Source organism: Kitasatospora sp. NPDC092039, assembly GCF_044756065.1.
GTDB lineage: Bacteria > Actinomycetota > Actinomycetes > Streptomycetales > Streptomycetaceae > Kitasatospora.
In genome coordinates, this window is sequence record NZ_JBIVSD010000007.1 from 240,469 (window position 1) to 266,184 (window position 25,716).

The following is a 25,716-nucleotide window of genomic DNA, read 5'->3' on the forward strand; positions in this document are numbered from 1 at the left end:
CCGACTATACGCACTCATGCCCCGTCGAGGACGTCCGGTCGCACCCCCACCGGACGCCTCGCTGCTGCGCGAAAGCGCTCATCCGTCCCACCGGGCACAAGCCCCGCAGGCCTGGCCCGCCCAGCCCTCGCCCGAACTCCCCCGCCCGACCGGCGGGGTGATGTCGCGGAGGAGGTAGCCTCGTTGACTCGCCGGCGACAACACCTGATGGTCTGTTACCTGCTCTGGATGGTGCTGTTCACCGGCATCTACTACGTGAACCCGGGCCAGCGGATCATCTGGTGGACGGGCATCGGCCTCGGCGGCGTCGCCGCCATCGTGGTCGGCGTCCGCCTCAACCGTCCCGCGCACGCGCGCTTCTGGTACGTGCTGGCGCTCGCCAACCTCAGCTTCACCGTGGGTGAGGTGGTGCAGGCCGTCCAGCTGGACATCCTGCACCTGCCCAACCCGTTCCCGTCCGTCGCGGACGGCTTCTACCTCGCCGAGTACGTGCTGTACGCGATCGGCGTGCTGGGCTTCATCCGCTGGCGCACGGCCCGTCAGGACCTCGCCGGACTGCTCGACGCGCTCATCCCCACCATCGGGCTGGCCCTGCTCGCGTGGATCTACCTGATCCTCCCGTACGCCCGGAACCCGGACCTCACCTGGTTCCAGCGGGCCGTCTCGATCGCCTACCCGCTCGGCGACGTGGTGGTGCTCGCCCTGCTGATGCGCCTGCTGACCGCACGCGGCGGCAACTCCCGCTCGCTGCAGCTGCTCGCCGTCGGCTCGCTCGGCATCCTGGTCTCCGACGTGCTGTACGGGCTGATCCAGCTGCACGGCACCTGGCACATCGGCACGCCCGTCGAACTCGGCTGGGCCGCCTTCTACACCGCCTGGGGCGCGGCCGCGCTGCACCCGTCGATGGTCGAGCTGACCCGGCCGGTGCCCACCCAGCACCCGGACCTGAGCCCCGCCCGGCTGGCGCTGCTCACCCTCGCCTCGCTGATCGCCCCGACGATGCTGATCATCGAGTCGCTGGCCGGCAACACCAGCAACGCGGGCGTGATCGGCGCCTTCTCCGCGTTGCTCTACCTGCTGGTGCTGGCCCGGCTGGCGGTGGTGGTCTCCGCCCGCAGACAGGCCGTCGCCCGCGAGCGGGCGCTGCGCGAGGCGGGCGCCCGGCTGACCGGGGCCGTCACGGTGGAGGAGGTCGCGGACGCCGTCCAGTCCGCCGCCTCCACCCTGATGCCGGCCGAGGCCGGGCACGTCGCCCTGCTCGCGGTGACCGAGGACGGCGTGCTGCACGTCCGGCACGCCGGGAGCGGCTCCGCCCGGCCCCGGCCGGGGGACGCCGCGTCGTCCGACCAGGTGATCGAACTGGCCGCCGCCCGGGAGACCCTGCTGCTGCCCGTGGCCTCGCTGGGCCTGGAGGCCGTCGGGCCACCCGACGGCACCGCGAAGGCCGGGGGCGCGAAGAACGGGGGCGCGAAGGCCGGGGGCGCGAAGGCCGGGAGCGCGAAGAACGGTGCCGCGCGGCCCAACGGCGAGCGGCGCGGCCGCCTCGGCGGCATGCCGTACGCCCTGGTCTGCCCGCTCACCCTCGCCGAGCGCCCCTCCGGCGACCCGCTGATCGGCGCGCTCATCGTCACCGGCACCGAGCAGGAGCTGACCAGCCTCTGGAGCTCGCTGGAGATCCTCGCCGCGCAGGCCGCCCTCGCCGTCGAGCGGGTGGTGCTGAGCCGGGAGGTCACCCGCCGCAACAGCGAGCTGTACTTCCGCACCCTGGTGCAGAACGCCAGCGACGTCATCCTGATCCTCGACGCGGACGACGGCGTGCGCTACGCCTCCCCGTCCGCCGAGACGGTGCTCGGCCGCCCGGACCTGGCCGGCACCCTGCTGACCGACCTGGTCCCGCCCGAGGACAGCCGGGAGGTCGGCAAGGCGCTGGCCCGGATGCGGGAGGCCTCCGACCAGCCCCGGGGCGAGCAGCCGCGCGAGCACTGGCGGCTGCTGCGCCAGGACCGCACCCCGATCGAGGCCGAGGTCCGCTTCAACGACCTGCGCGCGGACCCGACCGTCGGCGCCCTGGTGCTCACCCTGCGCGACGTGACCGAGCAGCGGCGGATGGAGCGGGAGCTGACCCACCGGGCCTTCCACGACTCGCTGACCGGCCTGGCCAACCGGGTGCTGTTCCAGGACCGGGTCGGCCACGCGCTGTCCCGGGGCGAGCGCAGCGGGGCGGTCACCGGGGTGCTCTTCATCGACCTGGACGACTTCAAGGTGGTCAACGACACCCAGGGCCACGCGGTCGGCGACGAGCTGCTGGTCGCCGTCTCGCTGCGGATCTCCACCGCGCTGCGCGCCTCGGACACCGCCGCCCGGCTCGGCGGCGACGAGTTCGCCGTACTGGTGGAGGACGCCAGGCGGCCCGCCGACGTGGACACCATCGCGGCCGGGGTGCTGGCGGTGTTCGCCGAGCCGTTCCGGCTGAAGTCGGGCGCGGTCCGGGTGAGCGCCAGCATCGGCGTGGCGACCACCGAGGACAGCGTGGACGCGGCCGAGCTGCTCACCCACGCCGACCTCGCGCTCTACTCCGCCAAGGCGGCCGGCCGCCGCCAGTGGTGCCACTACCGCCCGGCCCTGCAGACCGGGATGGTGGAACGGCACGAGCTGAACGAGCACCTCGACTCGGCGATCGCGGAGTCGGCCTTCCAGCTGTACTACCAGCCGATCGTCGACCTGCGCTCGGGCGATCTGGTCGCCTTCGAGGCGCTGGTCCGCTGGCCGCACGACCGGCGCGGCATGGTGCTGCCCGACGAGTTCATCGCCCTGGCCGAGGAGAGCGGCCAGATCGTCCCGCTCGGCGCCTGGGTGCTGGAGCGCGCCGCCCAGGAGGCCGCCGCCTGGCAGGCCGCGAGCTCCGCGGCCCGTACGGCCGCCGGCCGGCCGCCGCTGCGGGTCAACGTCAACGTCTCGGCGCGCCAGTTCCGCGACGCCGGCTTCGTGGACGTGGTCCGTCGGTCGCTGGCCACCTCCGGCATCGACCCGCACACCCTGGTCCTGGAGCTCACCGAGTCCGTGCTGATGCGCCGCGACGACCGCATCCACGCCGACATGGCCACGCTGTCCGGCCTCGGCGTCGGCATCGCCATCGACGACTTCGGCACCGGCTACTCCTCGCTGTCCTACCTGCGCGAGTTCCCGATCTCCCTGCTCAAGATCGACAAGTCCTTCATCGACGGCCTCGGCCACTCGCCCCAGCAGTACGCCCTGGTCGAGGGCATCACCCGGATCGCCGACACCCTCGGGGTCCAGGTCATCGCCGAGGGCATCGAGCACCCCGAACAGCGCGACCTGCTCGCCGCCATGGGCTGCCCGCTCGGCCAGGGCTACCTCTTCGCCCACCCCATGGACTCCCCCAGGGCCCGCGCCCTGGTCGGCGGGACCTCCTACGAACCGGCCTGAGGCCCCGGAAACCTCCGACGAACCGGCCTGAGGCCCCGGAACCGGGCCCCGGCCGGTCAGGAGTTCGCGCGGACCAGGTCGAGCAGCCCCGGGAAGCGCCGGTCCAGGTCCTCGCGGCGCAGGGTGGCCGCACGGCTGTTGCCGCGGTCGACCTGGCGGATCAGGCCCGCCTCGCGCAGCACCCGGAAGTGGTGGGTGAGCGTGGACTTGGAGACCGGGAGGTCGAAGGAGGCACAGGTGCGCGCCGTCCCCTCGTCCTCCCGCAGCAGGGCGGCGACCACCCCGTAGCGCAGCGGATCGGCGAGCGCGGTGAGCACCGTGCGCAGGTCCATCTCCTCCGTCGAGGGGTGGCCTTCCGGGTCGGGCATCGGATCCTCCATCGCCAGGCGTTCTCAGGTACGGGTTGCATCGTACCTCGACCGCATGACACCGTGAGGTTCGACCAAATCCGTACCTGGCCGTCCGGACCGACGGCCGGTTCAAGCCTGGAGTCACGCCGTCTTGCGCACCCAGAGCCCGCCCTCCGCCGCACCCTCCGCCGCGGAGGTCCCGCACCCCGGCCGCACCCTGACGCTGGCCGCCGTCCTCCTCGCGGTCTTCGTCGTCCCCATGTCCATCTCCGGCACCGCGGTCGCCCTCCCCCGGATCGGCGCCGGCACCCGCGCCGACCTGGCCCCGCTCCAGTGGGTGGTCAACGCCTTCAACGTGGCCTTCGCCTGCTTCACCCTGGTCTGGGGCTCGGTCGCCGACGTGATCGGCCGGGTCCGGGCCTTCGCCGCCGGCGTCGCCCTCTACGCCCTCGGCTCACTGGCCGGCGCCGTCGCCACCGACGTCCGCTGGCTGGACGCCGCCCGCGCCCTCGCCGGCATCGGCGGCGCCGCGGTCTTCTCCTGCGGCGCGGCGATCCTCTCCACCGTCTTCGCCGGCCCGGCCCGCGCCAGGGCCTTCGCGCTGTTCGGCACCACCGCCGGGGTCGGCGTCGCGATCGGCCCCTCCCTGGCCGGCGTGCTGGTGCAGGGCGTCGGCTGGCGGTGGGTGTTCGCCCTGCACGCCGTCGCCCTGGCCGTGGTCCTGCTCGCGCTGCCCGCGATCTCCCGCGCGGTGCCCGCCGACACCCGCGGCGGACGGATCGACGTTCCCGGCAGCGCCCTGTCCGTGCTCGCCATGGTGCTGCTCACCACCGCCATCGTGCAGGGCTCCCAGTGGGGTTGGGGCAGCGCGGGCGTACGCGGCCTGTTCCTCGGCGCGGCCCTCGTGCTGGCCGTGTTCGCCGTCGTCGAGCGGCGCAGCGCCCACCCGCTGCTGGACCTCGGCCTGCTGCGCGACCGCCGCTTCCTCGGCCTCTGCCTGGTGCCGGTGGCCGCCTCCTTCGGCTTCGTCACCCTGCTCACCTACCTGCCGAGCTACCTCACCGCCGTCACCGGCCGCGGCACCGGCGCCGCCGGGCTGCTGATGCTGCTGCTCACCGCGCCGGTGCTGGTCCTGCCGCTGCTCGCCGCCGGGCTGGTCTCGCGCGGCGTGCCCGCACTCACGCTGATCCTCCTCAGCCTGGCCTGCCTGGTGGCCGGCGACCTCGCCCTCACCCTGCTCTCCCCCTCCGTCACCGTCCTGCTGCTCGCCGTCCCGATGCTGGTCACCGGCGCCGGGATGGGCCTGTCCGCCGGACTGGTCGACGGTCAGGCGCTGGAGCTGGTCGATCCGGCCAAGGCGGGCATGGCGGCCGGCTTCCTCAACACCCTGCGGCTGGGCAGCGAGGCCGTCGCCGTCGCGGTCTACGGCTCCGCGCTGGCCACCGTGCTGGGCACCCGGATCGCCGACGGCATCGGCGCGCACCCGGGTGCCGCCCGGGCCGGCGAGGTCGCCGACCGGGCGGCCGGCGGGGACCTCGCGGGCGCCGCCGAGCTGTCCGGCGCCACCGACCGCCGGGCCTTCACGGACTTCCTCGCACACTCCTACGACTCCGCGTTCCACTCCGTGCTGTGGGGCCTGGCGGCCGTCGGCGCGGTGCTGGGCGTCGTGATCGCGGCGCTGCTGCGCGGCGGTGGGCGGCGTCCGGACGCGCCCCGCGGCTGATCCGGCCCGTCGCCGGGGGCCGGATGGCCATGGCGGTGGGCGCGTCGTCGCCGGAGGCGGGGCCGTCGGGCGGCCCGTCGCCCGGCGTGGCGGAGCGGACGGACGGCCCGCCGTCGGCGCGGCGGGCCGCCGTCGCGGCCCGGTTCCGGATCAGCCGAGCGGCAGCTCCAGCCGGGACTCGTTGCCGCCGACCGAGCCGATGGTGACGGTGCCCTTCTCCGCGGCGTAGGAGTACAGGTCGTCACGGCTGTTGACGACCAGGGCCAGCCGGTGGCCGGTCCGCACGTCGTAGGAGGCGGCCTGGAGCTTCCAGCTGACGGTGGTGTCCGTGTCCGGGCTCAGACCGGTCGCGGTATACGGCTCGTGGGTGATGATCCGCGCGGTGCCGTCCGGATCGATGTCGAACAGGTAGGCCACCAGGGTCGCCGCCTCCTCGGTGCTGCGCACCGTCAGCCGGACCTCCGCGGCGCCCCGGATCCGGCGGGCCGCGTCACCGCCCTGCGCCGTCAGCTCCTCCGTCGACCAGGACAGCAGCCGCGACGGCTCGAACTGCTCCGGGACGTAGCGCTTGGGGTTGCCGAACCACTCCTTCTCCCCGGTCTTGAGCAGCTCACCCGCGTTGGCCTCGGTCGGGTTGCCGGCGACGAAGTCCTGCGACCACCCGGCGGTCGGCTTGTCCGTCAGCGTGCCTTCGCCGGTCAGGTGCCAGGCCTCCCCGCCGGTGGTGACCTCGCTCCACGACCCGTACGGCTCGCGGTGCGCCGGAACGGTGATCCGGTTGCCGCCGATGCCGGTGCCGGTGGTCTCGTAGGTGAACATGGACTGGTTGACCACCTGCGGCCAGCTCGGCACCTCGTTGTCGACGCCGAGCAGGTGGTGGTCCAGCCAGGCATAGGCCTCCTGGATCGGCTCCGCCAGCCCCGGGAACGGCCAGCCGAGCGGCAGGCCGACCAGGCCGGGGCCCTCGGGGGCGCCGTGGTCGCCGATCCACAGGTTGAGGTGCTTCGGCACGGTGAGCCGCTCGAAGGTCTCGATCACCGGGCCGACCGGGAAGAGCGTCTCGTGCCAGGTGTTGGAGACGAAGGTCGGGATGCCTCGTTCGTTGGTCAGCTCCACATGGGTCTGCGGGGAGCGCCTGGTGCCCCACTCCACCACCTTGTCCAGGTTCTCGCCGGCCTCGAAGTCCTGGAGGATCTTCAGGGTCTCCGGGTCGAACTTGTCGGACCCGTCCTCCGCCTCACCGCCGGTGAAGCCGATCAGCGCCCTGACGGCCGCCAGGTGCCGGGTGCCGTTGGCGTAGAGGCTGGTGGCCAGGTTGCCCCAGGTGCTCAGGGCGACGACCGCGTCGACCCTGTCCTGCGGGTCGTGGGCGGCGACCAGCTGGCTGATCCCGGAGCCGTAGGACTCGCCGAGGAAACCGATCCGGCTGGGCTCGAAGTACCGCTCCGCGAAGTCGATCACCTTCGAGCCGTCGGCCCAGTCCTTCTCCCCGCCGACGTCGATGAAGCCCCCGGAGGTGGACAGCCAGCCCTTCTTGCCGATGCCGCGCGGGGTGTAGGCGAGGACGTGGTACCCCTTCTGCGCCAGCTTGAGGTACAGGTGCAGGAAGGGCAGCCAGCCGAACGGGTTCCAGCCGGCGGGCACGATCACGACCGGATGCGGCGCGCCGTCGCGGAGCCTGATGGCGAGCCCCGACAGCCGGGCGCCCTCCGCGCCGTCGATGCCGGTGAGCTCGGTCGCGGCCTTCTCCCGCACCTCCCCCACCAGCTCCGCCAGCGGCTGCGGCAGTTGCACGCCGGCCTCACCCCGGAGCGCGGCGAGCAGCGCCTCGGCCACGCCCACCGCGGACGAACTGGGGGTGAGTCCGTCGCCCCAGATGCCGTTGGTGGCGATGTCGGTGAGCGTGGCCTCCGTGATCGACGGGATCGGCTCTCCACTGATGCTGGTCATGCGAACCACCCTTTCCGCAACGGATACTGACCGCATCCTGGTCACGGCGGGCGGAAGCAAACTGACTCGTCATCAGGTTCACTGGAACGAGTGGACTCTGCGGTCAGCTCCTGACGACGGCGGAAGGATCCTCGCGCCCGTCGAGGAGCCGTTCCCGGAGCTCGGCGGTGCACATCATGTAGCCGTCCGGGGTGGGCACGTGGGTGAGGTAGTGGGCGAGGTCCGAACCCAGCGCGAACACCCGCACCGGGGTGCCCGTGGCGCGCGCGGACTCCACCACCCTGCGCAGCCCGTCCAGGACGGCCGGGTGCCGGGTCTGGTAGGACTCCGCCACCAGGTGGTTGCCGCGGTCCGCGGCGAGGTAGAACTGCACCAGGTCCTTCACCCCGACGAACAGTTCGCCGGCGCCGGCCGCGCAGATCTCCGCCGTGGCGTGCACCGCCGCGGGCGTCTCGATGAACGCGGACAGCGGCACCTCGGGCGGCAGTTCGAGGTGCTTCCTGAGCTGGGCGAACTCCTCCGCGTCGTTGAGGAACGGGACGGACAGGTGCACCCGGCCGGCGGCGTCGCCGAGCCGCTCGCGCAGCGAGCCCAGCATGGCGTGCAGCGCGTCCCGGTAGGCGGCCGACCCCAGCAGCCAGCGGGCGCCGTGCAGGCCCAGCTCGGGGTTGGGCTCGACCGCGACCGGGGCCTGCTCGGTGACGCTGGCGGCGTGGTCGGAGCGGAGGTCGAGCATCCTCAGGACCAGCCGCTGGCCGGGCAGCAGCGCCTCGACGAAGCCGCACAGCCGGTCCGCGAGGGCCCGTCCGTAGGCCACCGCCTCGGCCGGGCCGCCGGCCAGCGAGTCCAGCGGGCTCAGCGCCGCCGCCAGGCAGAGGAACTCCTCCCGGATGAAGAAGCACTCGACCCGCTCCGCCTCCGGGCCGCAGGAGTTGATCGTGCGGATGTCCCGCAGGTCCGCGATGACCGCGCACGCCGAGCCGAGGTCGTCCAGCGAGGGGCACCCGGGCCCGGCGCTCCGGTCAACCCCGGCCCCGAGCACGATCGACTCGCTCTCGAGGTCCACCACCACCTCGCCGACCAGGAGGTCGAGGTCCTCCTGGTCGACGCGGAGCACGGGTATCCCCCGGCCGCGGCAGAGCGACTGCATGTGGCCGGTCAGCCCACCCGCACCGCAGACGACCGCGCGGGCCACCACGATCGCCTCGTACAGGCCCGCGTCGAGGGAGGGGGCGACGAGGACGGACCCCTCCAGTGGACGTCTCGTGCGATTGCAGGCACCTCGCACTTCGCTCTGTGTACCACCGGTCAGCAGGGATCCCTGAATCCGTCGCCCGTTCAACTAATCCTCCTGTTCTTCGGCGGTCGCCAGTCCCAGCTGTCGGCGCAGTTGTCGTGGCGTCACGGAAACATCGGTGAGCCGTTCGACCGCGGCCCGGTTGACGACCACCCTCATCAGGCGGTCGTGCCGGGCGGCATCCGCCGCGTGGGCCGGACGTCCGCCCATGGACCGGATGCGGGTCTCCAGTTGGGAATCGAGCCTCTCCCGCTCGATTCGACCGCGTGAGGCCAATCTCCTCGCCTCCATAACCACAGCGTCCTCGAATCCTCCCGACGCCGCTTCCTCCAGATTGCCGTCACCTCCGTGGCGCCGGGTGAGGAATTCGGCCACGCCTTCGGCCGTGTTCCGCAGGGAAATGCCGGCGTCCGGTTCCGGGTCCAGTTCCAGCCGTTCCACCACGTGGGCGGCGACCGCGATCGAGTGGTTCTTGATGGCGGCGAGATTGAAGGTGAACGCACCGGTCCGGCCGTTGCGCACCATCTCGTCGCCCTCCCTCAGCACGCCGACCGCGGAGATCGGGCCTGGCTCCCCGTCGGCGCCCAGCAGCGCCCCCCGCGCGTCGACCTCCAGGCCGCGCCCGGTGCGCTCGTGGGGCACCGCGAGCCCGCGCCGCAGGACGTTCCGCCAGAGCGGCTGGTCGACCCTGCCGTAGTCCGACTCCCGGCCGAAGTTGGACACCACCAGGTCCGCCTCGATGGCGTGCGTCCGCTCCGGGGACGCGACCGACACCGCCAGCCGGCCCGACTCCGCCGGCCGGACCCCCTCCACCTTGCCGACGACCAGCCTCACCGGCCCGTCCACCGGGTGCATGGCGCGCTCGATGACCGCCATCGTGTACTCCAGCACCCCGACCCGCAGCGCGGCCAGCGCGGTTCCGAACTCGTCCAGCAGGCTCCGCAGTTCCGCCGAAGGAATGCGCTCGACGGCCTCCGGCAGGTGCGGCTCCCACGCCTTGACCACCCGCTCGGCGACCACCGCCGGGGCGATGTCGGGATGCTCCCGGACGACCGTCGCGCACGCCGTGTCCCACTCGGCCCGCACCCGGGCGAGGAACTCCTCACGGTTCCGGTAGGGCTCCAGCAACGACTTCGGGCAGGGCAGGCGCACCACCCCGTGCTCGTGGCCGCCGGGGTACGTCCGGAACAGGGTGCCGGTCCTGGAGATCAGGTGGATCCGTCCGGTGTGGCCCCGGCGCAGCAGGAGGCCCGCCGAGTCGTAGGCGCTCAGCACCGAGCCGACGATCGCGACCGTCGCCTCGGAACGGAGGTCCGCGAGCTTCCGGATTCCGGCCGCGGAGTAGGGGTTGCGCACGAAGGACGCATGGGTGCGGACCTCGGAGGCGAAGGCCGGCTCCCGGAGTTCGAGACCGGTCGCGAGGACGACGTGGTCGGCGCAGAGCACGGTGGCCGCCCGGCTCGGACCGCCTTCCACGGCGAACCGTTCCACCGTCACGTCGACGCGGCCGGAGCGGACTTCGAGGTCGACCGCTTCGCCGTCCGCCTCGACGAGCACGACACCCGGGCGGGCCTCACGCCGCGCCTCGGCCAGCCGGTCGACCAGGTAGTCCTGGAAGATCCGTCGGGGCGCCGGCCCCTGCTCGACGAACCGGAGGCCGACCCAGGGCTCCGGCCAACCGCCGCGGTCCGCCTCGTGGTTGGCCCAACGGACGAAGTCGAGCACGTCCTCGCGGAACACCGACATCCGGCCCGCCTGGATGTTGAACACGTGGTCCCAGGGGTTGCCGTCCCGGTGGTAGGCGACCCCGGCGCACCGGTAGTCGGGACGCCGTTCCAGCAGGACGATCTCCAGCGGCCCGCGCGCGAAGCAGAGCAGCCGGATGGCCGTGGCCGTCCCGGCCAGGCCCGCCCCGACTATCAGGACTCTTGGACACGTACCCGTTCGACTCATGGTGAAGCCTCCCCCTCGAAGGATGGGAATCCGGCCCCGCCGCCCCGGACACCGGACACGGGTTCTGCCGGCGTCGTGCCGCCCGGAAGGAGCGAAGCGCTGTCCGAACTACGGCGATCGGCCGCCCCGCCCCTTCCGCCCCGGCCGCGCTCCCGGAGCTCACGGGGAAGGGAACCTTCACCGGCCCCAGGATCCTAGAACAGGCGATCCACCACGTCATGACGACCGGTCAGGAATGCTTGCGGCGGGTGAGGAGGATGCCTCGGGTGCGGCGGCCACGGCGAGTGCGGGGAGTGCGGGGAGTGCGGCGGGCGCCACGGTTACGGCGGTTACGGCGCAAGCTTGTTGGCGCAGGACCTGTCGGCCGTCGGCCCCACCCGGCACAATCACCGGTATGACGACGACCACCGGCGCGCCGCCTGGACGCAACACCCCGGTCGCCCTCGCCCGCGGCTTCCTGACCGGGGGCGTGATCGGCGGCTCGCTCGCCGCGATGGTCGTCGGCGTCGTGGTCGAGAAGGTGCCGCTGCTCGTCGGGGGCCTGGGCGTTCCGATCGCCTACGGCCTGTTGCTGCTCCTCGCCGACCGGCCGCGGCAGGCCCGGGAGGCCGCTGTCGTCCCGCGCACCGCGCTCGCGACGGTCGAGAGCCTGACCGCCGCCGAGACGAAGCTGACCGACGTGCCGGTGCGCTTCGACCTCACCGTCGTGCCCGACGAAGGGCCCGCGTTCCGGGTGGAGTTCACCCAGGACGTCAACGTCGTCGACCTCCCCGACCACCGGCCGGGCGACGTCCTGGTGGTCCGGTATCCGCCGGACCGGCCGTGGCTGGTGAGGATCGTGAAGCGGCCGACTCCGGAGTGGGAGGAACGGGCGGCCGGCGCGCGGCTCGACGCCGTGCCCGACGCGGCCAGGGTGAGCGAGCCGCCCGAGGTCCGTGCCGTCGGCTTCCTCGGGCTGCTCGGCCTGCTGCTCGGCGCGGCGGCCGTCGTCCTCCTGTTCCGGGCGGACCTGTTCGAGCGGAAGGCCACCGCCCAGCCGCCCCCGTCCGCGACGCCGACGGTCTCCTCGACGTGGTCGTCCACCGTGGTGTCGGCGGGCTCCGGCACCGTCGTGCTCGGCGCCGGGCAGTCCTTCCTCGACGACGGCGCACTGCGCCTCGCCGTCGACTCGCTGACCCGGCAGGGGGACTCACACCCGGTGACCGGCCTCACCGTCACGGATCGCACGCTGTCGGTGGTGTTCTCCTCGGCCGATACGAAGGCCCGGGAGTTCGATCCGCTGGAACTGCCCTACGAGCGGCTCCCCGCCCTGGTGGAGGAGGCGAGGAACACCCTGGGCGCCCGAGCCCCGCAGGACTGGAGCATCGTCGTCCACCGCCTCACCGGCGCCGTCACCATCGTGGTCAGCGCGACCGGGGCCGAGGGAAGCGCCGTACTGGAGGCCGACGGCCAGGGCCGGGTGCGACGGCGCACCTCGTCGCACTGATCACGGACAGGAGCGGGTCACGCATGGACTGGCACGGAGTTCTGGCGCTGTGGTGCGGGGTGTTCGGCCTCGTGGCGCTGGTCGGGTACGGCCGGTCGCTGGCCGGCGTGACCCGGGCGCAGCGGACGGTCCGCGCGACGGGCCGGATCGAACGGGTCCGGGAGCCCCGGAACGGGAGCTCCGACAGGGACGGGATAGCGGTCGTCGTCCGCTTCCAGGACCCCTCCACCGGCGAGGAGTTCACCGTCACCAACGACGGCGACTGCGGCGACCGGATCACCACGGCCTGGGTGGGCCGGGAGATCGGAGTCCACTACCCGCCGGGGATCCCGCACGCCTTCCGGTTCGTCAACGACCCCCGGGAGCGGAGCCGGGGGCTCGCCTGGCCGAACTCGGCGGTGTTCCTGATCTACGTCGGGCTGGTGGTCGTCGCCTCGATCGACTGGGGCTGGCCGTGGTCCCTGGTCGCGGTCTGCGGGCCCCTCACCGTCCTGACCGCGATCCACCTGCCCGGGGAGAGGCGGACGACGAGAAGCCGGCTCGACGCACTGGCCGCCATGGTGTCCGTGCCGGGCCGCGTCGTCGCCGTCCTCAGGACCGTCGCGACCGACGCGGACGGCGACGTCCGGACCAGCCGGACACCCGTCATCGCCTTCACCACCCAGGACGGAACGGCCGTCACCGCCTACTACCCGTCGGCCCTGCCCGACCGCGCCGTCGTGCACGGCCAGGACCTCACGGTCCACTACGCGCCGGGGGATCCGGCCGACTTCACACCGGATCTCGCGGCCACCCGCCGATCCGTGGCGGGGAACGTCGGCTTCGCGGTCACGGCGCTCGTCGTCATGGCGGCGGCGACGGTCGCGGGCGTGGTCCTGCTCCGGTAACGCCGCCGGCGCCTGCTAGGGCGTGTCTGCGGGTCCGGCAGCGGGTCCGGGATCGTCCCGGTCCGCCCCGCACCGTGCCGCGGCGGCCACCGGGTTGCCCCGGTTTCCCGGCCAGGGCGCCGCCCGGGCCTCAGGGGTTCGTAGCGGCCCGATCGGAATCGCTGCGCAGCACGCAGAACTCGTTGCCCTCCGGGTCGGCGAGGACGGCCCACCCCGAACCGTCGGGGTTCCGGTGGTCGCCGACGAAGGCGGCACCGAGGCCCAGCAGCCGGTCCACCTCCTGGTCGCGCGAGGTCTCGGGGCGCAGGCACAGGTGGATCCGGTTCTTGACCGTCTTCGCCTCGGGCACCTGGTTGAAGTACAGCACCGGGCCGTCCGCCAGCAGCACCTGGGTCTCGTGGTCCCCCGGCCGGCAGTCGGGATCCAACGGTCGACCGGTCACCCTGCTCCAGAACCGGGCCAGTTCATAGGCATCCGCACAGTCGATCGCCACGTTCTGCAACACCGAGACCATGCGGGCGAGTCTTCCCGATCTCCGCGCCGCGCGCCACCGGGTCGGCCCGGCTCCCGACGGACCCGGTCCTCACGGGCCTGCTGCCACGCTGATCCGCGACGGTACCGCGTGACCGGCGGCTCGGTCGGCGTGCGGCCGGCGCCGTCGCTGTGACCGACCCCGAGGAGTGGGAAGTCGGCCGGGCCGACTTCCCACTCCTTCGCACTCCGTTCCCACTGCGCGTCCCGGTCCACCGCGCGGTTTCGGCCGGATCCGCCGTCCCAGGAGCGGTGTTCCGGCCTCCGTTCGTGTCCGCCCCGCACGGGTCGCCGCCGTCGCCGATCCTGGGCGCAGCTGACGACACCCGGAGGTGGACGGATGAGGACCAGGTTCAGGGCCCGGACCGGAGTGCGCGCGGTGGCCGCCGCCCTGCTGGTCGCCGCGGCGACCGCCCAGGCCGCGACCCCGGCGCAGGCCCAGAGCGCCCGCCCCGGCATGCTCACCGTCGCGGACCTGCCGCCGGACGACCTCACCTGGCAGGGCGGCGCGTCGGACCAGCCCGGCGGGAGCTTCGACACCCGCTGTCTCGCCGACTGGAACCGCCCGAGCGTCCCCGAGGAGAACATCTGGAGCGCGGACTTCCTCACCTCCGAGACCGCCTCCGCCTACGAGCGGGTCTACGTGCTGCCGACCGAGGCCGAGGCGATCGCCCTCGCCGACTCCGCCCGGCAGTACTACGCCGGCTGCGCGGGCCGGCAGCAGGCCCAGTACCCGGGCGACGTGGTGACCGGCCAGGACCACGGCACGGTCGACGTCGAGGAGGGCGCGACCGTCGGCGGCATCCACCTGAAGTACGTCACCACGTGGAGCGGCCACGTCGACGTCCTCTACGGCGTGGGCCGGGACGGCAACACCGTCGCCCTGGTCGAGTGGGAGAGCAACTGGACCCAGCCCGACGTGCTCGCGTTCAAGGAGACCGTCCGGGCCGCCGTGAACAGGCTGTACTGATCCCGAGGGCCCGGTGGGGCACGACCCGGCGGGCCGTCAGCTCCGTCTAGGGTAACGCCATGACCGACCCGCGCCCCACCTCGGCCTTCCACCGCGCCAACGCCGACCCGGCGGTCACCGACCGGCTGATCGCCGCGCTGGACGCCCAGGCCGCCAACCCCGGCGTACGGCGGCTGCGCACCTGGGCGCACGCCGAACTCGCCGTACGCCCCGGCGAGCGCGCGCTGGACGTCGGCGCGGGCACCGGGTCGGAGACCCAGGTGCTCGCGGCGGCGGTCACCCCGGGGGGCGGCGCGAAGCACGGCGGGACGGGCGGCACGACGGACGGCGGAACGGGCGACGCGACGGGCAGCGGAACGGGCGGCGCGATCGGTAGCGCGATCGGTAGTGCGATCGGTGTCGAGCCCAACCCCGGGCTGCGGGCCGTCGCCGAGCGGCGTGCCGCCGAGGCCGGCAGCCCGGCCAGGTTCGTGGACGGCGACGCACTCGCACTGCCGCTGCCGGACAGCGAGTTCGACGCGGTCTGGTGCGAGCGCGTCCTCCAGCACCTCACCGATCCGGCGCGGGCCGTCGCCGAAATGGCCCGGGTGCTGCGCCCGGGCGGTCGGGTCGCGCTGCTGGACACCGACTGGTCCACCTTCCTGATCCACCCGGCCGAGCCGGAGGTCCAGTCCGCGCTGGCCACCGTCGTCCGGGACGCCGCCGCCCGACCCGACGCCGGGCGCAGCCTCGCGGGATGGCTGGTCGAGGCGGGGCTGACCGTCGACCGGCTCGGCGCCGACGTCCTGCTGCACGACTCCCACGCCACCGGCGGGCCGCTCGTCCGCGGGCTCGGCGCGGCGGCCGTCGAGCGGGGTCTGATCACCGAGGAGCAGCGCGACCGGCTGTACGCCGATCTCGACGCGGCCGCCGGGGCCGGGGCGTTCCACCTGTCGGTGACGATGTTCGCCACCGTCGCCCACCGGCACCGCTGAGCCCCGCCCGCCCGCCCGCATCCCTGGCTGCCTGTCCGCCTACCCGCCTGCCGACGCCGCACCGCCGGTCGTCACCTCCGGGGCGGCGGCCCGCACGATCACGGACGGCGACCGCCGGGCGGTACGGACACGGCGGCGGGACCGCGGGGCGCCGCGGGGCGTTCAGAGCCGGTGCAGCGCCGCCTCGCAGAGCCGGCAGCGTTCCTGCTCCAGCTCGGGCGGGTACCACGGTTCGCCCGGCCGGGCGGGGCGGTAGTGGGCGTGCTCCATCGGAGCGGTGTCCAGCCCGCAGAGGGTGCGCGGCTGCGGGTCCTCCGGGACGTCCGGGTCCTGGCCGGCGGCGTGCACCCCGACCACGCCCGGGCCGACACCCTCGGGGCCGAGGGCCTGGTCCGGGGCCATTTCGAAGAGGACGACGATCGCAGCCACGGTCCCACCGTGGAGGGCCGCGGCCGTCCGCGCATTTCGATCTTCACCCGCCGAGGCTCGGCGGGGAAGCCGGGGGTCCGGCCGCTACTCCTGGTAGCAGGGGCCGCCCGGTTCGGCGTCCGGTGAGCCCAGGGCGACGCCGAGCAGGATGAACAGCACCACGGCCGCCACGACCAGCACCACCCACTTGACCTCCGGCTCGACGCCCTCCGGCAGCACCACCGCCAGCACGGTCTGCAGGAGCCCCAGCAACACGGTCATGCCGACCCAGGCGATCGGCATGGTCAGCGCCATCGACGCCCGGGTCGGCGCGTCCATCCCGAACGGACAGGCGTCCCACCTCCGGGAGGCCAGGGCCGTCGCCAGCAAGGTGCCCACCGCCGCGAGCACCGGCCCCGCCAGGCACCACAGGCAGCCGTACGATCTGTTGTCCTCCGCCGATGCCGCCATCCGTGCCCGTCCCCCTCGTCCGACCTGCGATCCGTGACGCGTGACCGCGTTTCCGAGGTGCACACGCAGCGGGGCCCCGTCCGGTTCCCGGCGGCGGAGCGCGGCGGTCCGGCCGTCGTCCGGCTGTCCTCCGGTCGCCGTCCCCCGGCTACAGCCGCTCGGCGAGCGCCTCGTGGACCCGCTGCCAGGCGTCGGCCGTCGCGGCGGCGTCGTGGTCCGCCGGACGGTCGGCCGCGAAGCCGTGCCGGGCGCCCGGGTAGGTGACCAACTCGTGCTCGACCCCGGCCGCCGTCAGCCGCCGCTCGGCCTCCTGCCACTCCTCCAGCGGGAGGATGTGGTCCAGCCCGCCGCAGAAGCCCAGCAGGTACACGCCGTTCGCGGCGATCCGCTCAGCCGTCTCCAGCGGCGGCACCGGACCGACCAACGGGAAGCCCGAGTTCAGCAGCCAACCCGGGTAGAACACCGCGGCCAGCTCGAAGCGCAGCTCGGTGGCCGCCCGTACGGCGATGTGCCCGCCCATGCTCGTCCCGACGAACGCCACCCCGCGCCCCTCGGCCAGGCCCCGGGCGGCGGCGAGCGCCTCGGCGGCGTCGGCGACCAGCTCGTCACGGTCCAGGGCGCGCATCAGCACCAGGCCCGCCTCGCGTTCCTCGGCGGCGTAGCCGAGTTCCGTGCGCCGGGCGCTGCGCCAGTAGAAGTCCGGGGCCACCGCCACGTAGCCGAGGCCCGCCAACTCGGCGCACACGCCCCGGAGGTAGTCGTTGACCCCGTAGAGCTCCGAGCAGACCACCACCGCGCCGCGCACCTCGCCCTCCGGCCGGTGCACGTACGCCTCGATCCCGCCCGGCGCGCCGAGTTCCTGCCACTGACTCGTCATCAGATCCCCCGTAGTCATCCGAAAAGTGTCGCGGCGCATCGTAGACCAGACGCGGAGTGGCTCCGGCCACCCGGGGGCGGTCCGCATCAACCCGGGGGTGTAAACCCGTGGGCCGATGCGCGGCGACGGAGGATCAATCGACGGGCCGATGACGCCCACCCGGCACGCGTGACAGCGTTCCACGCATGGACACCACGCCTGTCGCATCCCCCACCGGACCGACCCGCCGCCGCCTGCTGGGCGCCGCCCTCGCGCTGGGGGCCGTCGCGCCACTGGGCCTCACCCGCACCGCCTCGGCCGCGCCCGTTCCCGCTTCCCCTGCCGTCGATGCCGGGCGCCTCACCCTGCCCGCGCCCACCGGCCCGTACCCGGTGGGCATGGTGCCGCTGCACCTGCGCGACGAGTCCCGCCTGGACCCGAACGCCAGGCCCGGCCGGTTCCGCGAGCTGATGGCCACCGTCTGGTACCCGGCCCGCACCGCCGACGCCGGCGCGTACCCGCTCGCCCCCTGGATGACCGAAGGCGCCCTGAAGGCCTTCCTCGACGACGTCGGCTTCCCGATCCCCCTCGCGCTGGCCCCGCTCACCTCGGGCCACCAGGGCGCCCCCGTCCACCGGACCGGCCGACCGCTTCCCGTGGTGCTCTACTCCCACGGCGCGGGCAGCCATCGCGCCGACCACACCGTCACCGTCCAGGAGTTGGCCAGCCACGGTTTCGCCGTCGTCACCGTCGACCACACCCACGACGGGGTCACCGAGTTCCCGGACGGCACCGTCGTCACCCGGGACGGCGTCGCCCCCGGGCTGTACCCGCGGGACTACGCCGCCGACCTGCTCTTCCTGCTCGACCGCGTCGTCGACCTCGCCAACGGGCGCAACCCCGACGTCGCCGGCCGCACCCTGCCGACCGGTCTGCTCGGTGGCCTCGACGCACGCAACATCGGCGCCTTCGGCTGGTCCAAGGGCGGCACCGCCACCGCCCTCGCCATGGTCGCCGACCGGCGCATCCGCGCCGGGCTCTCCCTCGACGGCCCGATGGCCTCCAACCCCGCGATCAGCACCGACATCGACCGGCCGTTCATGCTGATGACCGCCGACTTCGCCCGCGCCACCAACCCGTACGCCGAGACCTTCTGGTCCCACCTGCGCGGCTGGCGCCTCGACGTCCAGGCCACCGGTGCCAAGCACCCCTCCTACGGCGACAACATGACGCTGATCCCGCAGGCGGGCAGGCTGCTCGGCATGACCGAGCAGCAGGTCCAGTCCCAGGTCGGCACCCTCGACCCCGCTCGCGGCGTCCTCATCCAACAGACGTACCCGCGCGCCTTCTTCGACCTCCACCTGCGCGGCCGGCACTGCGGCGATCTGCTCGACGGGCCGTCGAAGGCCTTCCCCGAGGTCGTCTACCACCCCTGAGCCCCGCCGACTCGCCCTCGCCCCCGCCCGTCAACCCCCGGCGGGGGCGACCCCCGTCCGGTACAGCTCCACCAGCAGCGGCCGCAGCGCCTCACCCGCCGGCGTCAGCCGGTACGAGGTCCGCACCGGAAATCCCCGCAGCCATTCCCGCACCACCAACTCCCGCTCCCCCAACGCCTGCAGGCGCTCCGCCAGCACCTTCGAACTGATCTCCGGCAACCGCGCGCGCAGCTCCCCGTACGAGGCGGGGCCGTGCATCAACTCCCGCAGCACCAGCGTCGTCCAGCGGCCGGCCACCGCCGCGAGCGCCACCTCCACCGGGCAGTGCGCCTCGGGCCGCACCGTACGGCCGCGCCCGTCCGGCACCAGCTCCTCGTCCCAGAGCCGGCCGCCGGTTCCCATTTGGTGACCCACACCATGCCGGTCTTCACTGCTCCCATGACTCACCCCGCCACCCTCCCCCTCACCACCGACCCGGCACAACACCCGGCCGTCTTCGCCGCCGCCTTCAACTCCGGCGACCCTGCCCTGCTCGCCCAGGTCTACGAACCCGGCGCCGTCTTCGTCCCCACCCCCGGCACCACCACCACCGGCCCCGAACTCCACCGCGCCAACGCCGACTTCCTCGCCCTCGGCCTGCCCATCACCGTCCACCCCCGGCACACCTACGTGGCCGGCGACCTCGCCCTCCTCATCGTCGACTGGCAGATCACCGGCACCACCCCCGACGGCACCCACATCCACCTCACCGGCACCGCCACCGACGTCGCCCGCCGCGACCCCACCGGCCACTGGCGCTACGTGATCGACAACCCCTTCGGCACGGCCCGGCCCTGAGCCGGACCACCCGACTACTGCCGCACGAACGGCTCGTCAGCGGCAGACACCCCGGTCAGCTGCAGCCGCTCCTGGCCCTCGTAATTGGAGGGCGCTCGCGAGAAGGTTCGCTACTCGACCCACCCCTCTCCCTCACGCTGTTCAGAGGTTCGTCACCGCGGATCCCGGGCCCCGGCAACCAGAGGCCCTTCCATTCTCCATGGGCGAACACCGGGAGCGCCCCACCGACGAACGGATGGGGCGCTCCTGGAGGCCAACTCAACCCGATCTCATCATCCCCGGATACTGTCGACCGGACGGCTCTTGACGGGTGACGACGCTACGGAGACCACTCAGGACTTAGTCATAAGGAAACCCGGATCCTTCAGAAGCCAGAGATCCTTGCCGTTCTCCTCGGCCGTCAACCAGAACCTGCAGGTTCCCCCATCGCCCTTCCTGGTCGCCTCTACGAAGAACCCGGGGCCCACATCATCAAGAAAGGACCTCTTCCAGCGCCCTTGGATCTCTACCGTCCGTGCCGAATCCGAGCTCTTGCATACGTATGCGGGGACTTGAGCCGCCCCGAGACCTCCGTCCGGAAGTAGCTCGAGGATGGCCGCCCCACCTGCCCACCGGCCGATCGGATCGGGTGCATCAGGCCAGGAAGGCCGGAGCATCAGCCACACGACCCAACCAGCCCCAAACACGCCAAGCAGGCCGCCCAGCACACTCCAGAGGACAATCCGCCGGCCTCTCACACGCCCCTCCATCAAAGATCCCCGGAAGACACGGCGAGACCACTGCTGGCCCACCCGCCGCGTCCCAGCTGCCGAACTCGTCGATTCAGCCCTTCTCCCAGTCCTCAAAGTCACTTCGCCGAGCATAGTTCCCATCGGCCAGGTACGCCCTAGCCATGTCGACAATGTAGGTCATGGCGGGCGATGGCCCGATGTCCCAACTCACCAGTTCCGGTGGACCGAACTTCTGGCGGGCAGCTTCGCCAATCGCTCGACCCTTCACATTGTTCACCAGGTCAGCGATGTGATCCTCCTGCTCATCCTTGGAATGGTATGCCTCATGGGCATCAGCCCACTGCCACGCGGCATCAGTTCCGAAATGGTATGCAAGCATCCCTTGCCACACCGCATGATGAAAGGCGTTCGACTCATCAGTATCCCGGTTCTTCGGAACAGCGGGATATTCCTTGTGCTTAAGCTCATCCGCCGTCATCTTGAAGAGGAACGCCTGGCCGCACTCCCATATCCGGCTGTAGCAGAGATCCATCTCGGCAGGAGCCGCAATGTCGTCACCTTTCTTCGCCTTCGGATGTGTCCCGTCCTTGTCCCAGACGAACGGGTAGGAGGTCCTGGCGTTGTACTTCTTCAGCTGCTCCAAGCCATAGTTCCTGCGTGCCTGCTTTATCAGCTTCTGCGCGTCCTGGTGTTGCAGGAACTTCTGGTACCCCTTCTGGCGGACGGGTTCCTCGGCCTTGATCTGCTCGACGATCTTTTGGTAGTTCTCCCCGACGCCCTCGACCTTGGTGCCCATGTTGGAGCAACTGGCCATGCCGCTCGCGCACTCCTCCAGCGCCATACCAGTCGGGTCGGTCTTGTCCACCGGGTTGTTGTTGCTGTATGCGTACGCGTTCCACTGCTGTGGGTCCTCGGGGAGGATCAGCGGGTCCGGGCTGAGGAAGCGGCCCGTGCTCGGCTGGTACTGGCGGGCGCCGAGGTTGGTGAAGCCGGTGGTGTCGTCCTTCAGACCACCAACGAAGCCCTTGTCGCCGGCCCAGGAGTTGGCCGCGCCGGAGCCGCGCACGGCACCGAACGGGTCGGTCCAGCGGCGGGTCTCGGTGGTGCTGGCCGAGTCGATGGACAGCGTGCCGGTGTTGTGGTGGTCGGTGAACTGGTAGGTGAGCTTGGTCGGACCCTGACGGACCAGGGTGATGCCGCCGGGCATCGTGTAGTAGCGGGTACCGGTGCTGGACTTGCTCCCGATGTCGTAGACGAGTTCGTCCCCGCCGCCGAGGTTGACCGTGACCTTGCCCGGGTTGCGGCGCCCCCAGGCGAACATCGTCGCGACCTCCCAGTCCATCGTCCACATCCGGAGCGCGGTCGACTCGCGCAAGTGCCTGGACAACTGGGGCAGCACCGCGGGATCTCCGGTGGTGGTCTACGACTGCTGGAACGGTGACAAGCAGCACTACACGACCACCCGACAGAACCAGCTCAAGACCGTACCGACCGGGCTCTGCCTGGGCACCAAGGACGCCACGGTCGTCGACGGAACCCCGGTCGTCTCACAGGTGTGTGACAACTCCGGCGCCCAGACGTGAATCCGCCGCTATGACGGTTCGCTCTACAACCCGGCGTCGAACAAGTGCCTGGACCTTCCCGCGGTGAACACCCAGAACGGCACCGCGTTGAAGGTCTGGCAGTGCGCCGACCAGGCGAATCAGCACTGGATCTTCGACAACCAGACGCTCCAGGGCGTATAACCCCCGCATCCGGGGACGGTGAAACACCGCGGCCCCTCGCCGAGCGCCTCGTGCGTCCGGCGAGGGGCCGCGGAGGTGTTCAGGGGCGTCAGACGGGCTGGCCTGCCGGGGTGGCGGGGGTGGGGGCGATGGTGCTGCCGGCGTGGGTGCCGAGGGTCCGTTCGACCTTGGCGACGGCGGTGCGGTACTGCATGGAGGCGGCCTGTTCGGAGGTGCCCTGGCGTTCGAAGTAGCCGAAGGCCATGGCGACCGTGCCGAAGCGCTCGATGCCGACGTAGGCGTTGAGTTGGACGCCGGCCAGGCTGCCGTCGAGGTGGACGGCGGGGGCGTCCTTGCGGTCGCCGAGGGTGACCGGGGTGACGGTGAAGGTCACGCTGTCCTCGGTGCCGGCGTTGAAGGTGATGTTGTGGCAGGTCCGCAGGGCGTCGGCGACGGTGTTGAAGTCGGCGGTGAGCCGGTCGGGTGCCTCGGCCGCGAGGGTCTGGGTGACCATCGGGTTGCCGTCCGGGCCGTCGAGTTCGACGGCGGCGTACGGGAGGTCCTTGCCGGTCTGGGTGGCGCGCATGTTGATCAGTGCGCTCAGCGCGGCGCAGCCGGTCACCGGGGCCGGGCTCTCGCCGGGGCCGGGGCTCTGCGTCACCGGCAGCTCGGTGTAGCCGGGGCCGAGGTCGGCGGCGGTCAGCAGGGCCGACTTCAGCTGGTCGGCGGTGGGCAGTTCCTGGGTGTCCTGGGCGGGTGCGGCCGTCACCGGCAGGGCCGCCGGGCCCAGGGCGACCGCCACGGCGGCGGCCGCGGCGGCGAGGGCGTGGATGGGCCTGGGACGAGACATGCGGGCCCCCGGTCGAGGGTTCGGGCAGGGACAGGCAACCAGTGTCCCACCGGGGTCCGGACGGGGCGCGCGGGCGGGGATATCCGCAGGTCAGGGCCAGGTCATGACCGGCTCAGGACCGGCTCAGGACGGGTTCGCCGGGCCGCTGGGCGGCGGGGCGTCGAGGGACGTCGCGGCGTCGAGGGGCTCCAGGGTGTCGAGGGTCTCGGTGAGCCACTGCACCCAGAAGGTCTCCAGACCGATGCCGGCCCGCAGCACCGCGTGCTGGAGCCGGTTCCCGGTGTCCGCCCGCTCGGCCGGGAAGTCGCGCCGCTCGATCTCCCGGTAGTCGGCCAACTGCTCCCGGTGCAGGGCCAGATGGCGTTCCAGCTCGGCCGCCAGCCCGTCCGTGCCGACCACCGCGGCCGCCCGCAGCCGCAGCAGCAGCGGCTCCCGGACGGCGCGCGGGTCGGCGCCCTCAGCGGTCCAGCGGGCCAGTTCGGCGCGGCCCTCCGGCAGGACCTCGTACTCCTTCCTCTGCCCGCGCACCGGCCCGTCCGGCTGGAGGGCCCGGATCTGTCCGGAGGCCTCCAGCCGGCCGAGTTCGCGGTAGATCTGCTGGTGGGTGGCGGGCCAGAAGAAGCCGATCGACTTGTCGAACCGCCTGGTCAGCTCCAGCCCCGAGGACGGCTTCTCCAGCAGGGCGGTGAGGATGGCGTGCGGCAGCGACATGCCGTCGATCGTACGGGGCCCACGGGCGGGTCAGCGCGAGACGGCCAGGTCAGAGGGACGCGGCCAGTTCGGTGCCCTGCTTGATGGCGCGCTTGGCGTCCAGTTCGGCGGCCACGTCGGCGCCGCCGATCAGGTGCACGGACAGGCCGCGCCCGCGCAGCGCCTCGTACAGGTCGCGGCGCGGTTCCTGGCCGGTGCAGAGCACGACGGTGTCCACGGGCAGCAGTTGGCGCTCGCCGTCCACGGTGAGGTGCAGGCCGGCGTCGTCGATCAGGTCGTAGGTGACGCCGGGGACCATCACCACGCCGCGGTGCTTGAGCTCGGTGCGGTGGATCCAGCCGGTGGTCTTGCCCAGGCCGGCGCCGACCTTGCCGGTCTTGCGCTGGAGCAGGTGGACGCTGCGCGGGGGCTTCGGCCGCTCCGGGGCGCACAGGCCGCCGCGCTCGCGGTACTCCGGGTCGATGCCCCACTTGGCCTGGAACACGGGCGGGTTGAGGCTCGCCGCGTCGCCCTGGTCGGTGAGGAACTCGGCCACGTCGAAGCCGATGCCGCCGGCGCCGAGGATCGCGACCCGCTCGCCGACCGGCGCGCCGTCGCGCAGCACGTCGAGGTAGCCGAGCACGCTGGGGTGGTCGATTCCCGGGATGTCGGCGGGGGTTCGCGGGGTGACGCCGGTGGCGAGGACGATCTCGTCGTGGCCCTGCTCGGCCAGCTGCTCGGCGGTGACGGTCTCGCCGAGCCGCTGGGTGACGGCCAACTCCGCGAGCCGGGTACGGAAGTAGCGCAGCGTCTCGTCGAACTCCTCCTTGCCGGGGATGCGCCGGGCGATGTTCAGCTGCCCGCCGATCGTCTCGGCGGCGTCGTAGAGGGTGACGTCGTGGCCGCGTTCGGCGGCGGAGACGGCGAAGGCGAGGCCGGCCGGGCCCGCCCCGACGACGCCGATCCGCTTGCGCGACCGGGTGGGGCCGAGGACGAGTTCGGTCTCGTGGCAGGCGCGCGGGTTGACCAGGCAGGAGGTGATCTGGAGGTTGAAGGTGTGGTCGAGGCAGGCCTGGTTGCAGCCGATGCAGGTGTTGATGGCCTCGGCGCGGCCGTCCCGGGCCTTGGCGACGAAGTCGGCGTCGGCGAGCAGCGGGCGGGCCATCGAGACCAGGTCGGCGCTGCCGTCGGCGAGCAGGCTCTCGGCGATCTCGGGGGTGTTGATGCGGTTGGTGGTGACCAGCGGGATGCCGACCGTGCCCATCACCTTCTTCGTCACCCAGGCGAAGGCGCCGCGCGGCACCGAGGTGGCGATGGTGGGGATGCGGGCCTCGTGCCAGCCGATGCCGCTGTTGATGATGGTCGCCCCGGCGGCCTCGACGGCCTGGGCGAGCTGGACGACCTCGTCCAGGGTGGAGCCGCCGGGTACCAGATCGAGCATGGAGAGGCGGTAGACGATGATGAAGTCCTCGCCGACCCGCTCGCGGACCCGGCGGACGATCTCCACCGGGAAGCGCATCCGCCGCTCGTACGTTCCGCCCCACTCGTCCTCGCGCCGGTTGGTCGCGGCGACGATGAACTCGTTGACGAGGTAGCCCTCGGAGCCCATGATCTCGACGCCGTCGTACCCGGCGCGGCGGGCGAGTTCGGCGCAGCGGGCGAAGTCCTCGACGGTCTGCTCGACCTGCTCGGCGGTGAGCTCGTTGGGCGTGAAGGGGCTGATCGGGGCCTGGACCGCGCTGGGGGCGACCAGGTCGCGGTGGTAGGCGTAGCGGCCGAAGTGCAGGATCTGCAGGGCGATCCGGCCGCCGGCGGCGTGCACCGCGTCGGTGACCACGCGGTGCTTGTCGGCCTCCTCCTCGGTGGTCAGCATCGCGCCGCCCTCCCAGGGGCGCCCGGCCTCGTTGGGGGCGATGCCGCCGGTGACGATCAGGCCGACGCCGCCCCGGGCCCGCTCGGCGTAGAAGGCGGCCATCCGCTCGTAGCCGCCGGGGGCCTCCTCCAGGCCGACGTGCATGGAGCCCATGATCACGCGGTTGGGCAGGGTGGTGAAGCCGAGGTCGAGCGGGCTGAGCAGGTGCGGGTAGCGGCTGCTGCCGGGGTGGGCGCTCATCGACGTCTCCTGGGGCGCGGGCGGGGTGGTTG

At 72.7% G+C, this 25,716-nt stretch carries 21 protein-coding genes and 1 pseudogene; 9 read left to right on the forward strand and 13 right to left on the reverse strand.

Annotated elements, in window-relative coordinates; all coding sequences use genetic code 11:
• Nucleotides 1-183 precede the first annotated feature (183 nt).
• A complete protein-coding gene (locus ACIQI7_RS16875; protein WP_401110224.1) occupies nt 184-3,447 on the forward strand; it encodes an EAL domain-containing protein in 3,264 nt (1,087 codons plus the stop codon).
• A gap of 56 nt (nt 3,448-3,503) precedes the next feature.
• On the opposite strand, the gene ACIQI7_RS16880 is transcribed toward ACIQI7_RS16875, so the two are convergent.
• Complete coding sequence (locus ACIQI7_RS16880) at nt 3,504-3,815, reverse strand: ArsR/SmtB family transcription factor (RefSeq protein ID WP_401110227.1); 312 nt, start codon at nt 3,813-3,815, stop codon at nt 3,504-3,506.
• 133 nt (nt 3,816-3,948) lie between these two features.
• Here ACIQI7_RS16880 and ACIQI7_RS16885 point away from each other — a divergent pair, with 133 nt between their 5' ends.
• Nucleotides 3,949-5,520 carry an MFS transporter gene (locus tag ACIQI7_RS16885; RefSeq protein ID WP_401110229.1) on the forward strand — a complete coding sequence of 524 codons (1,572 nt, stop codon included), beginning with the start codon at nt 3,949-3,951 and terminating at the stop codon, nt 5,518-5,520.
• 150 nt (nt 5,521-5,670) lie between these two features.
• Here the strand turns inward: ACIQI7_RS16885 and ACIQI7_RS16890 are convergent, their stop codons facing one another.
• The 3 genes from ACIQI7_RS16890 to ACIQI7_RS16900 all read right to left on the reverse strand — a co-directional run bounded on the left by ACIQI7_RS16890 (nt 5,671) and on the right by ACIQI7_RS16900 (nt 10,720).
• Nucleotides 5,671-7,470, reverse strand: coding sequence for a CocE/NonD family hydrolase (locus ACIQI7_RS16890; protein ID WP_401110230.1), 1,800 nt, complete (start codon nt 7,468-7,470; stop codon nt 5,671-5,673).
• A 103-nt stretch (nt 7,471-7,573) separates the two neighbouring features.
• Complete coding sequence (locus ACIQI7_RS16895) at nt 7,574-8,758, reverse strand: putative PEP-binding protein (RefSeq protein WP_401110232.1); 1,185 nt, start codon at nt 8,756-8,758, stop codon at nt 7,574-7,576.
• A 54-nt stretch (nt 8,759-8,812) separates the two neighbouring features.
• Nucleotides 8,813-10,720, reverse strand: coding sequence for an FAD/NAD(P)-binding protein (locus ACIQI7_RS16900; protein WP_401110234.1), 1,908 nt, complete (start codon nt 10,718-10,720; stop codon nt 8,813-8,815).
• Nucleotides 10,721-11,114: 394 nt separating this feature from the next.
• On the opposite strand from ACIQI7_RS16900, the gene ACIQI7_RS16905 reads away from it, so the two are divergent.
• Both ACIQI7_RS16905 and ACIQI7_RS16910 read left to right on the forward strand, forming a co-directional pair.
• Nucleotides 11,115-12,206 (forward strand): hypothetical protein, encoded by a 1,092-nt coding sequence (locus ACIQI7_RS16905; RefSeq protein WP_401110236.1) that lies wholly within the window; start codon nt 11,115-11,117, stop codon nt 12,204-12,206.
• Nucleotides 12,207-12,229: 23 nt separating this feature from the next.
• Complete coding sequence (locus ACIQI7_RS16910; RefSeq protein ID WP_401110238.1) at nt 12,230-13,093, forward strand: DUF3592 domain-containing protein; 864 nt, start codon at nt 12,230-12,232, stop codon at nt 13,091-13,093.
• A 130-nt stretch (nt 13,094-13,223) separates the two neighbouring features.
• Here the strand turns inward: ACIQI7_RS16910 and ACIQI7_RS16915 are convergent, their stop codons facing one another.
• The gene (locus ACIQI7_RS16915; RefSeq protein WP_401110241.1) at nt 13,224-13,607 is read right to left on the reverse strand and encodes a VOC family protein; all 384 of its coding nucleotides are present in this window, start codon (nt 13,605-13,607) and stop codon (nt 13,224-13,226) included.
• A gap of 357 nt (nt 13,608-13,964) precedes the next feature.
• Between ACIQI7_RS16915 and ACIQI7_RS16920 the strand changes: the two genes are divergently transcribed.
• Together ACIQI7_RS16920 and ACIQI7_RS16925 are read left to right on the forward strand one after the other, a co-directional pair.
• Entirely contained in the window at nt 13,965-14,594 is a 630-nt protein-coding gene (locus tag ACIQI7_RS16920; RefSeq protein ID WP_401110244.1) for a hypothetical protein, read from the forward strand.
• Between the two features lie 59 nt (nt 14,595-14,653).
• Nucleotides 14,654-15,568 carry a methyltransferase domain-containing protein gene (locus ACIQI7_RS16925; protein ID WP_401110246.1) on the forward strand — a complete coding sequence of 305 codons (915 nt, stop codon included), beginning with the start codon at nt 14,654-14,656 and terminating at the stop codon, nt 15,566-15,568.
• 162 nt (nt 15,569-15,730) lie between these two features.
• On the opposite strand, the gene ACIQI7_RS16930 is transcribed toward ACIQI7_RS16925, so the two are convergent.
• The 3 genes from ACIQI7_RS16930 to ACIQI7_RS16940 all read right to left on the reverse strand — a co-directional run bounded on the left by ACIQI7_RS16930 (nt 15,731) and on the right by ACIQI7_RS16940 (nt 17,342).
• Nucleotides 15,731-15,997 (reverse strand): hypothetical protein, encoded by a 267-nt coding sequence (locus ACIQI7_RS16930; RefSeq protein ID WP_401110248.1) that lies wholly within the window; start codon nt 15,995-15,997, stop codon nt 15,731-15,733.
• An 84-nt stretch (nt 15,998-16,081) separates the two neighbouring features.
• Nucleotides 16,082-16,447 carry a hypothetical protein gene (locus tag ACIQI7_RS16935; RefSeq protein WP_401110250.1) on the reverse strand — a complete coding sequence of 122 codons (366 nt, stop codon included), beginning with the start codon at nt 16,445-16,447 and terminating at the stop codon, nt 16,082-16,084.
• Between the two features lie 148 nt (nt 16,448-16,595).
• Nucleotides 16,596-17,342 carry a dienelactone hydrolase family protein gene (locus ACIQI7_RS16940; RefSeq protein WP_401110253.1) on the reverse strand — a complete coding sequence of 249 codons (747 nt, stop codon included), beginning with the start codon at nt 17,340-17,342 and terminating at the stop codon, nt 16,596-16,598.
• Between the two features lie 167 nt (nt 17,343-17,509).
• Between ACIQI7_RS16940 and ACIQI7_RS16945 the strand changes: the two genes are divergently transcribed.
• A complete protein-coding gene (locus tag ACIQI7_RS16945) occupies nt 17,510-18,739 on the forward strand; it encodes an alpha/beta hydrolase family protein (RefSeq protein WP_401110256.1) in 1,230 nt (409 codons plus the stop codon).
• Between the two features lie 30 nt (nt 18,740-18,769).
• Here the strand turns inward: ACIQI7_RS16945 and ACIQI7_RS16950 are convergent, their stop codons facing one another.
• Complete coding sequence (locus tag ACIQI7_RS16950) at nt 18,770-19,141, reverse strand: winged helix-turn-helix transcriptional regulator (protein WP_401110259.1); 372 nt, start codon at nt 19,139-19,141, stop codon at nt 18,770-18,772.
• A gap of 36 nt (nt 19,142-19,177) precedes the next feature.
• Between ACIQI7_RS16950 and ACIQI7_RS16955 the strand changes: the two genes are divergently transcribed.
• The gene (locus ACIQI7_RS16955; RefSeq protein WP_401110261.1) at nt 19,178-19,576 is read left to right on the forward strand and encodes a YybH family protein; all 399 of its coding nucleotides are present in this window, start codon (nt 19,178-19,180) and stop codon (nt 19,574-19,576) included.
• Between the two features lie 822 nt (nt 19,577-20,398).
• Here ACIQI7_RS16955 and ACIQI7_RS16960 read toward each other — a convergent pair.
• Nucleotides 20,399-21,649: an RHS repeat domain-containing protein gene (locus tag ACIQI7_RS16960; protein ID WP_401110264.1), complete on the reverse strand. Its 1,251-nt coding sequence runs from the start codon at nt 21,647-21,649 to the stop codon at nt 20,399-20,401.
• Between ACIQI7_RS16960 and ACIQI7_RS16965 the strand changes: the two are divergent.
• A pseudogene (locus tag ACIQI7_RS16965) lies at nt 21,606-22,052 on the forward strand (ricin-type beta-trefoil lectin domain protein). The gene ACIQI7_RS16960 and the pseudogene ACIQI7_RS16965 overlap by 44 nt on opposite strands.
• Nucleotides 22,053-22,140: 88 nt before the next feature.
• Here the strand turns inward: ACIQI7_RS16965 and ACIQI7_RS16970 are convergent.
• The 3 genes from ACIQI7_RS16970 to ACIQI7_RS16980 all read right to left on the reverse strand — a co-directional run bounded on the left by ACIQI7_RS16970 (nt 22,141) and on the right by ACIQI7_RS16980 (nt 25,684).
• Nucleotides 22,141-22,881 (reverse strand): hypothetical protein, encoded by a 741-nt coding sequence (locus ACIQI7_RS16970; protein WP_401110267.1) that lies wholly within the window; start codon nt 22,879-22,881, stop codon nt 22,141-22,143.
• Nucleotides 22,882-23,004: 123 nt separating this feature from the next.
• Complete coding sequence (locus ACIQI7_RS16975) at nt 23,005-23,592, reverse strand: PadR family transcriptional regulator (RefSeq protein ID WP_401110269.1); 588 nt, start codon at nt 23,590-23,592, stop codon at nt 23,005-23,007.
• A 49-nt stretch (nt 23,593-23,641) separates the two neighbouring features.
• Entirely contained in the window at nt 23,642-25,684 is a 2,043-nt protein-coding gene (locus tag ACIQI7_RS16980; RefSeq protein WP_401110272.1) for an FAD-dependent oxidoreductase, read from the reverse strand.
• Between the last annotated feature and the right edge of the window lie 32 nt (nt 25,685-25,716).

What these genes read in the sequence shown, in the direction of transcription:
- ACIQI7_RS16880 (WP_401110227.1), bottom strand. Translation starts at nt 3,815, where the DNA reads ATGCCCGACCCGGAAGGCCACCCCTCGACGGAGGAGATGGACCTGCGC.
- ACIQI7_RS16890 (WP_401110230.1), bottom strand. Translation starts at nt 7,470, where the DNA reads ATGACCAGCATCAGTGGAGAGCCGATCCCGTCGATCACGGAGGCCACG.
- ACIQI7_RS16900 (WP_401110234.1), bottom strand. Translation starts at nt 10,720, where the DNA reads ATGAGTCGAACGGGTACGTGTCCAAGAGTCCTGATAGTCGGGGCGGGC.
- ACIQI7_RS16905 (WP_401110236.1), top strand. Translation starts at nt 11,115, where the DNA reads ATGACGACGACCACCGGCGCGCCGCCTGGACGCAACACCCCGGTCGCC.
- ACIQI7_RS16910 (WP_401110238.1), top strand. Translation starts at nt 12,230, where the DNA reads ATGGACTGGCACGGAGTTCTGGCGCTGTGGTGCGGGGTGTTCGGCCTC.
- ACIQI7_RS16915 (WP_401110241.1), bottom strand. Translation starts at nt 13,607, where the DNA reads ATGGTCTCGGTGTTGCAGAACGTGGCGATCGACTGTGCGGATGCCTAT.
- ACIQI7_RS16920 (WP_401110244.1), top strand. Translation starts at nt 13,965, where the DNA reads ATGAGGACCAGGTTCAGGGCCCGGACCGGAGTGCGCGCGGTGGCCGCC.
- ACIQI7_RS16925 (WP_401110246.1), top strand. Translation starts at nt 14,654, where the DNA reads ATGACCGACCCGCGCCCCACCTCGGCCTTCCACCGCGCCAACGCCGAC.
- ACIQI7_RS16935 (WP_401110250.1), bottom strand. Translation starts at nt 16,447, where the DNA reads ATGGCGGCATCGGCGGAGGACAACAGATCGTACGGCTGCCTGTGGTGC.
- ACIQI7_RS16940 (WP_401110253.1), bottom strand. Translation starts at nt 17,342, where the DNA reads ATGACTACGGGGGATCTGATGACGAGTCAGTGGCAGGAACTCGGCGCG.
- ACIQI7_RS16945 (WP_401110256.1), top strand. Translation starts at nt 17,510, where the DNA reads ATGGACACCACGCCTGTCGCATCCCCCACCGGACCGACCCGCCGCCGC.
- ACIQI7_RS16950 (WP_401110259.1), bottom strand. Translation starts at nt 19,141, where the DNA reads ATGGGAACCGGCGGCCGGCTCTGGGACGAGGAGCTGGTGCCGGACGGG.
- ACIQI7_RS16955 (WP_401110261.1), top strand. Translation starts at nt 19,178, where the DNA reads ATGACTCACCCCGCCACCCTCCCCCTCACCACCGACCCGGCACAACAC.
- ACIQI7_RS16960 (WP_401110264.1), bottom strand. Translation starts at nt 21,649, where the DNA reads ATGGACTGGGAGGTCGCGACGATGTTCGCCTGGGGGCGCCGCAACCCG.
- ACIQI7_RS16970 (WP_401110267.1), bottom strand. Translation starts at nt 22,881, where the DNA reads ATGTCTCGTCCCAGGCCCATCCACGCCCTCGCCGCCGCGGCCGCCGCC.
- ACIQI7_RS16975 (WP_401110269.1), bottom strand. Translation starts at nt 23,592, where the DNA reads ATGTCGCTGCCGCACGCCATCCTCACCGCCCTGCTGGAGAAGCCGTCC.
- ACIQI7_RS16980 (WP_401110272.1), bottom strand. Translation starts at nt 25,684, where the DNA reads ATGAGCGCCCACCCCGGCAGCAGCCGCTACCCGCACCTGCTCAGCCCG.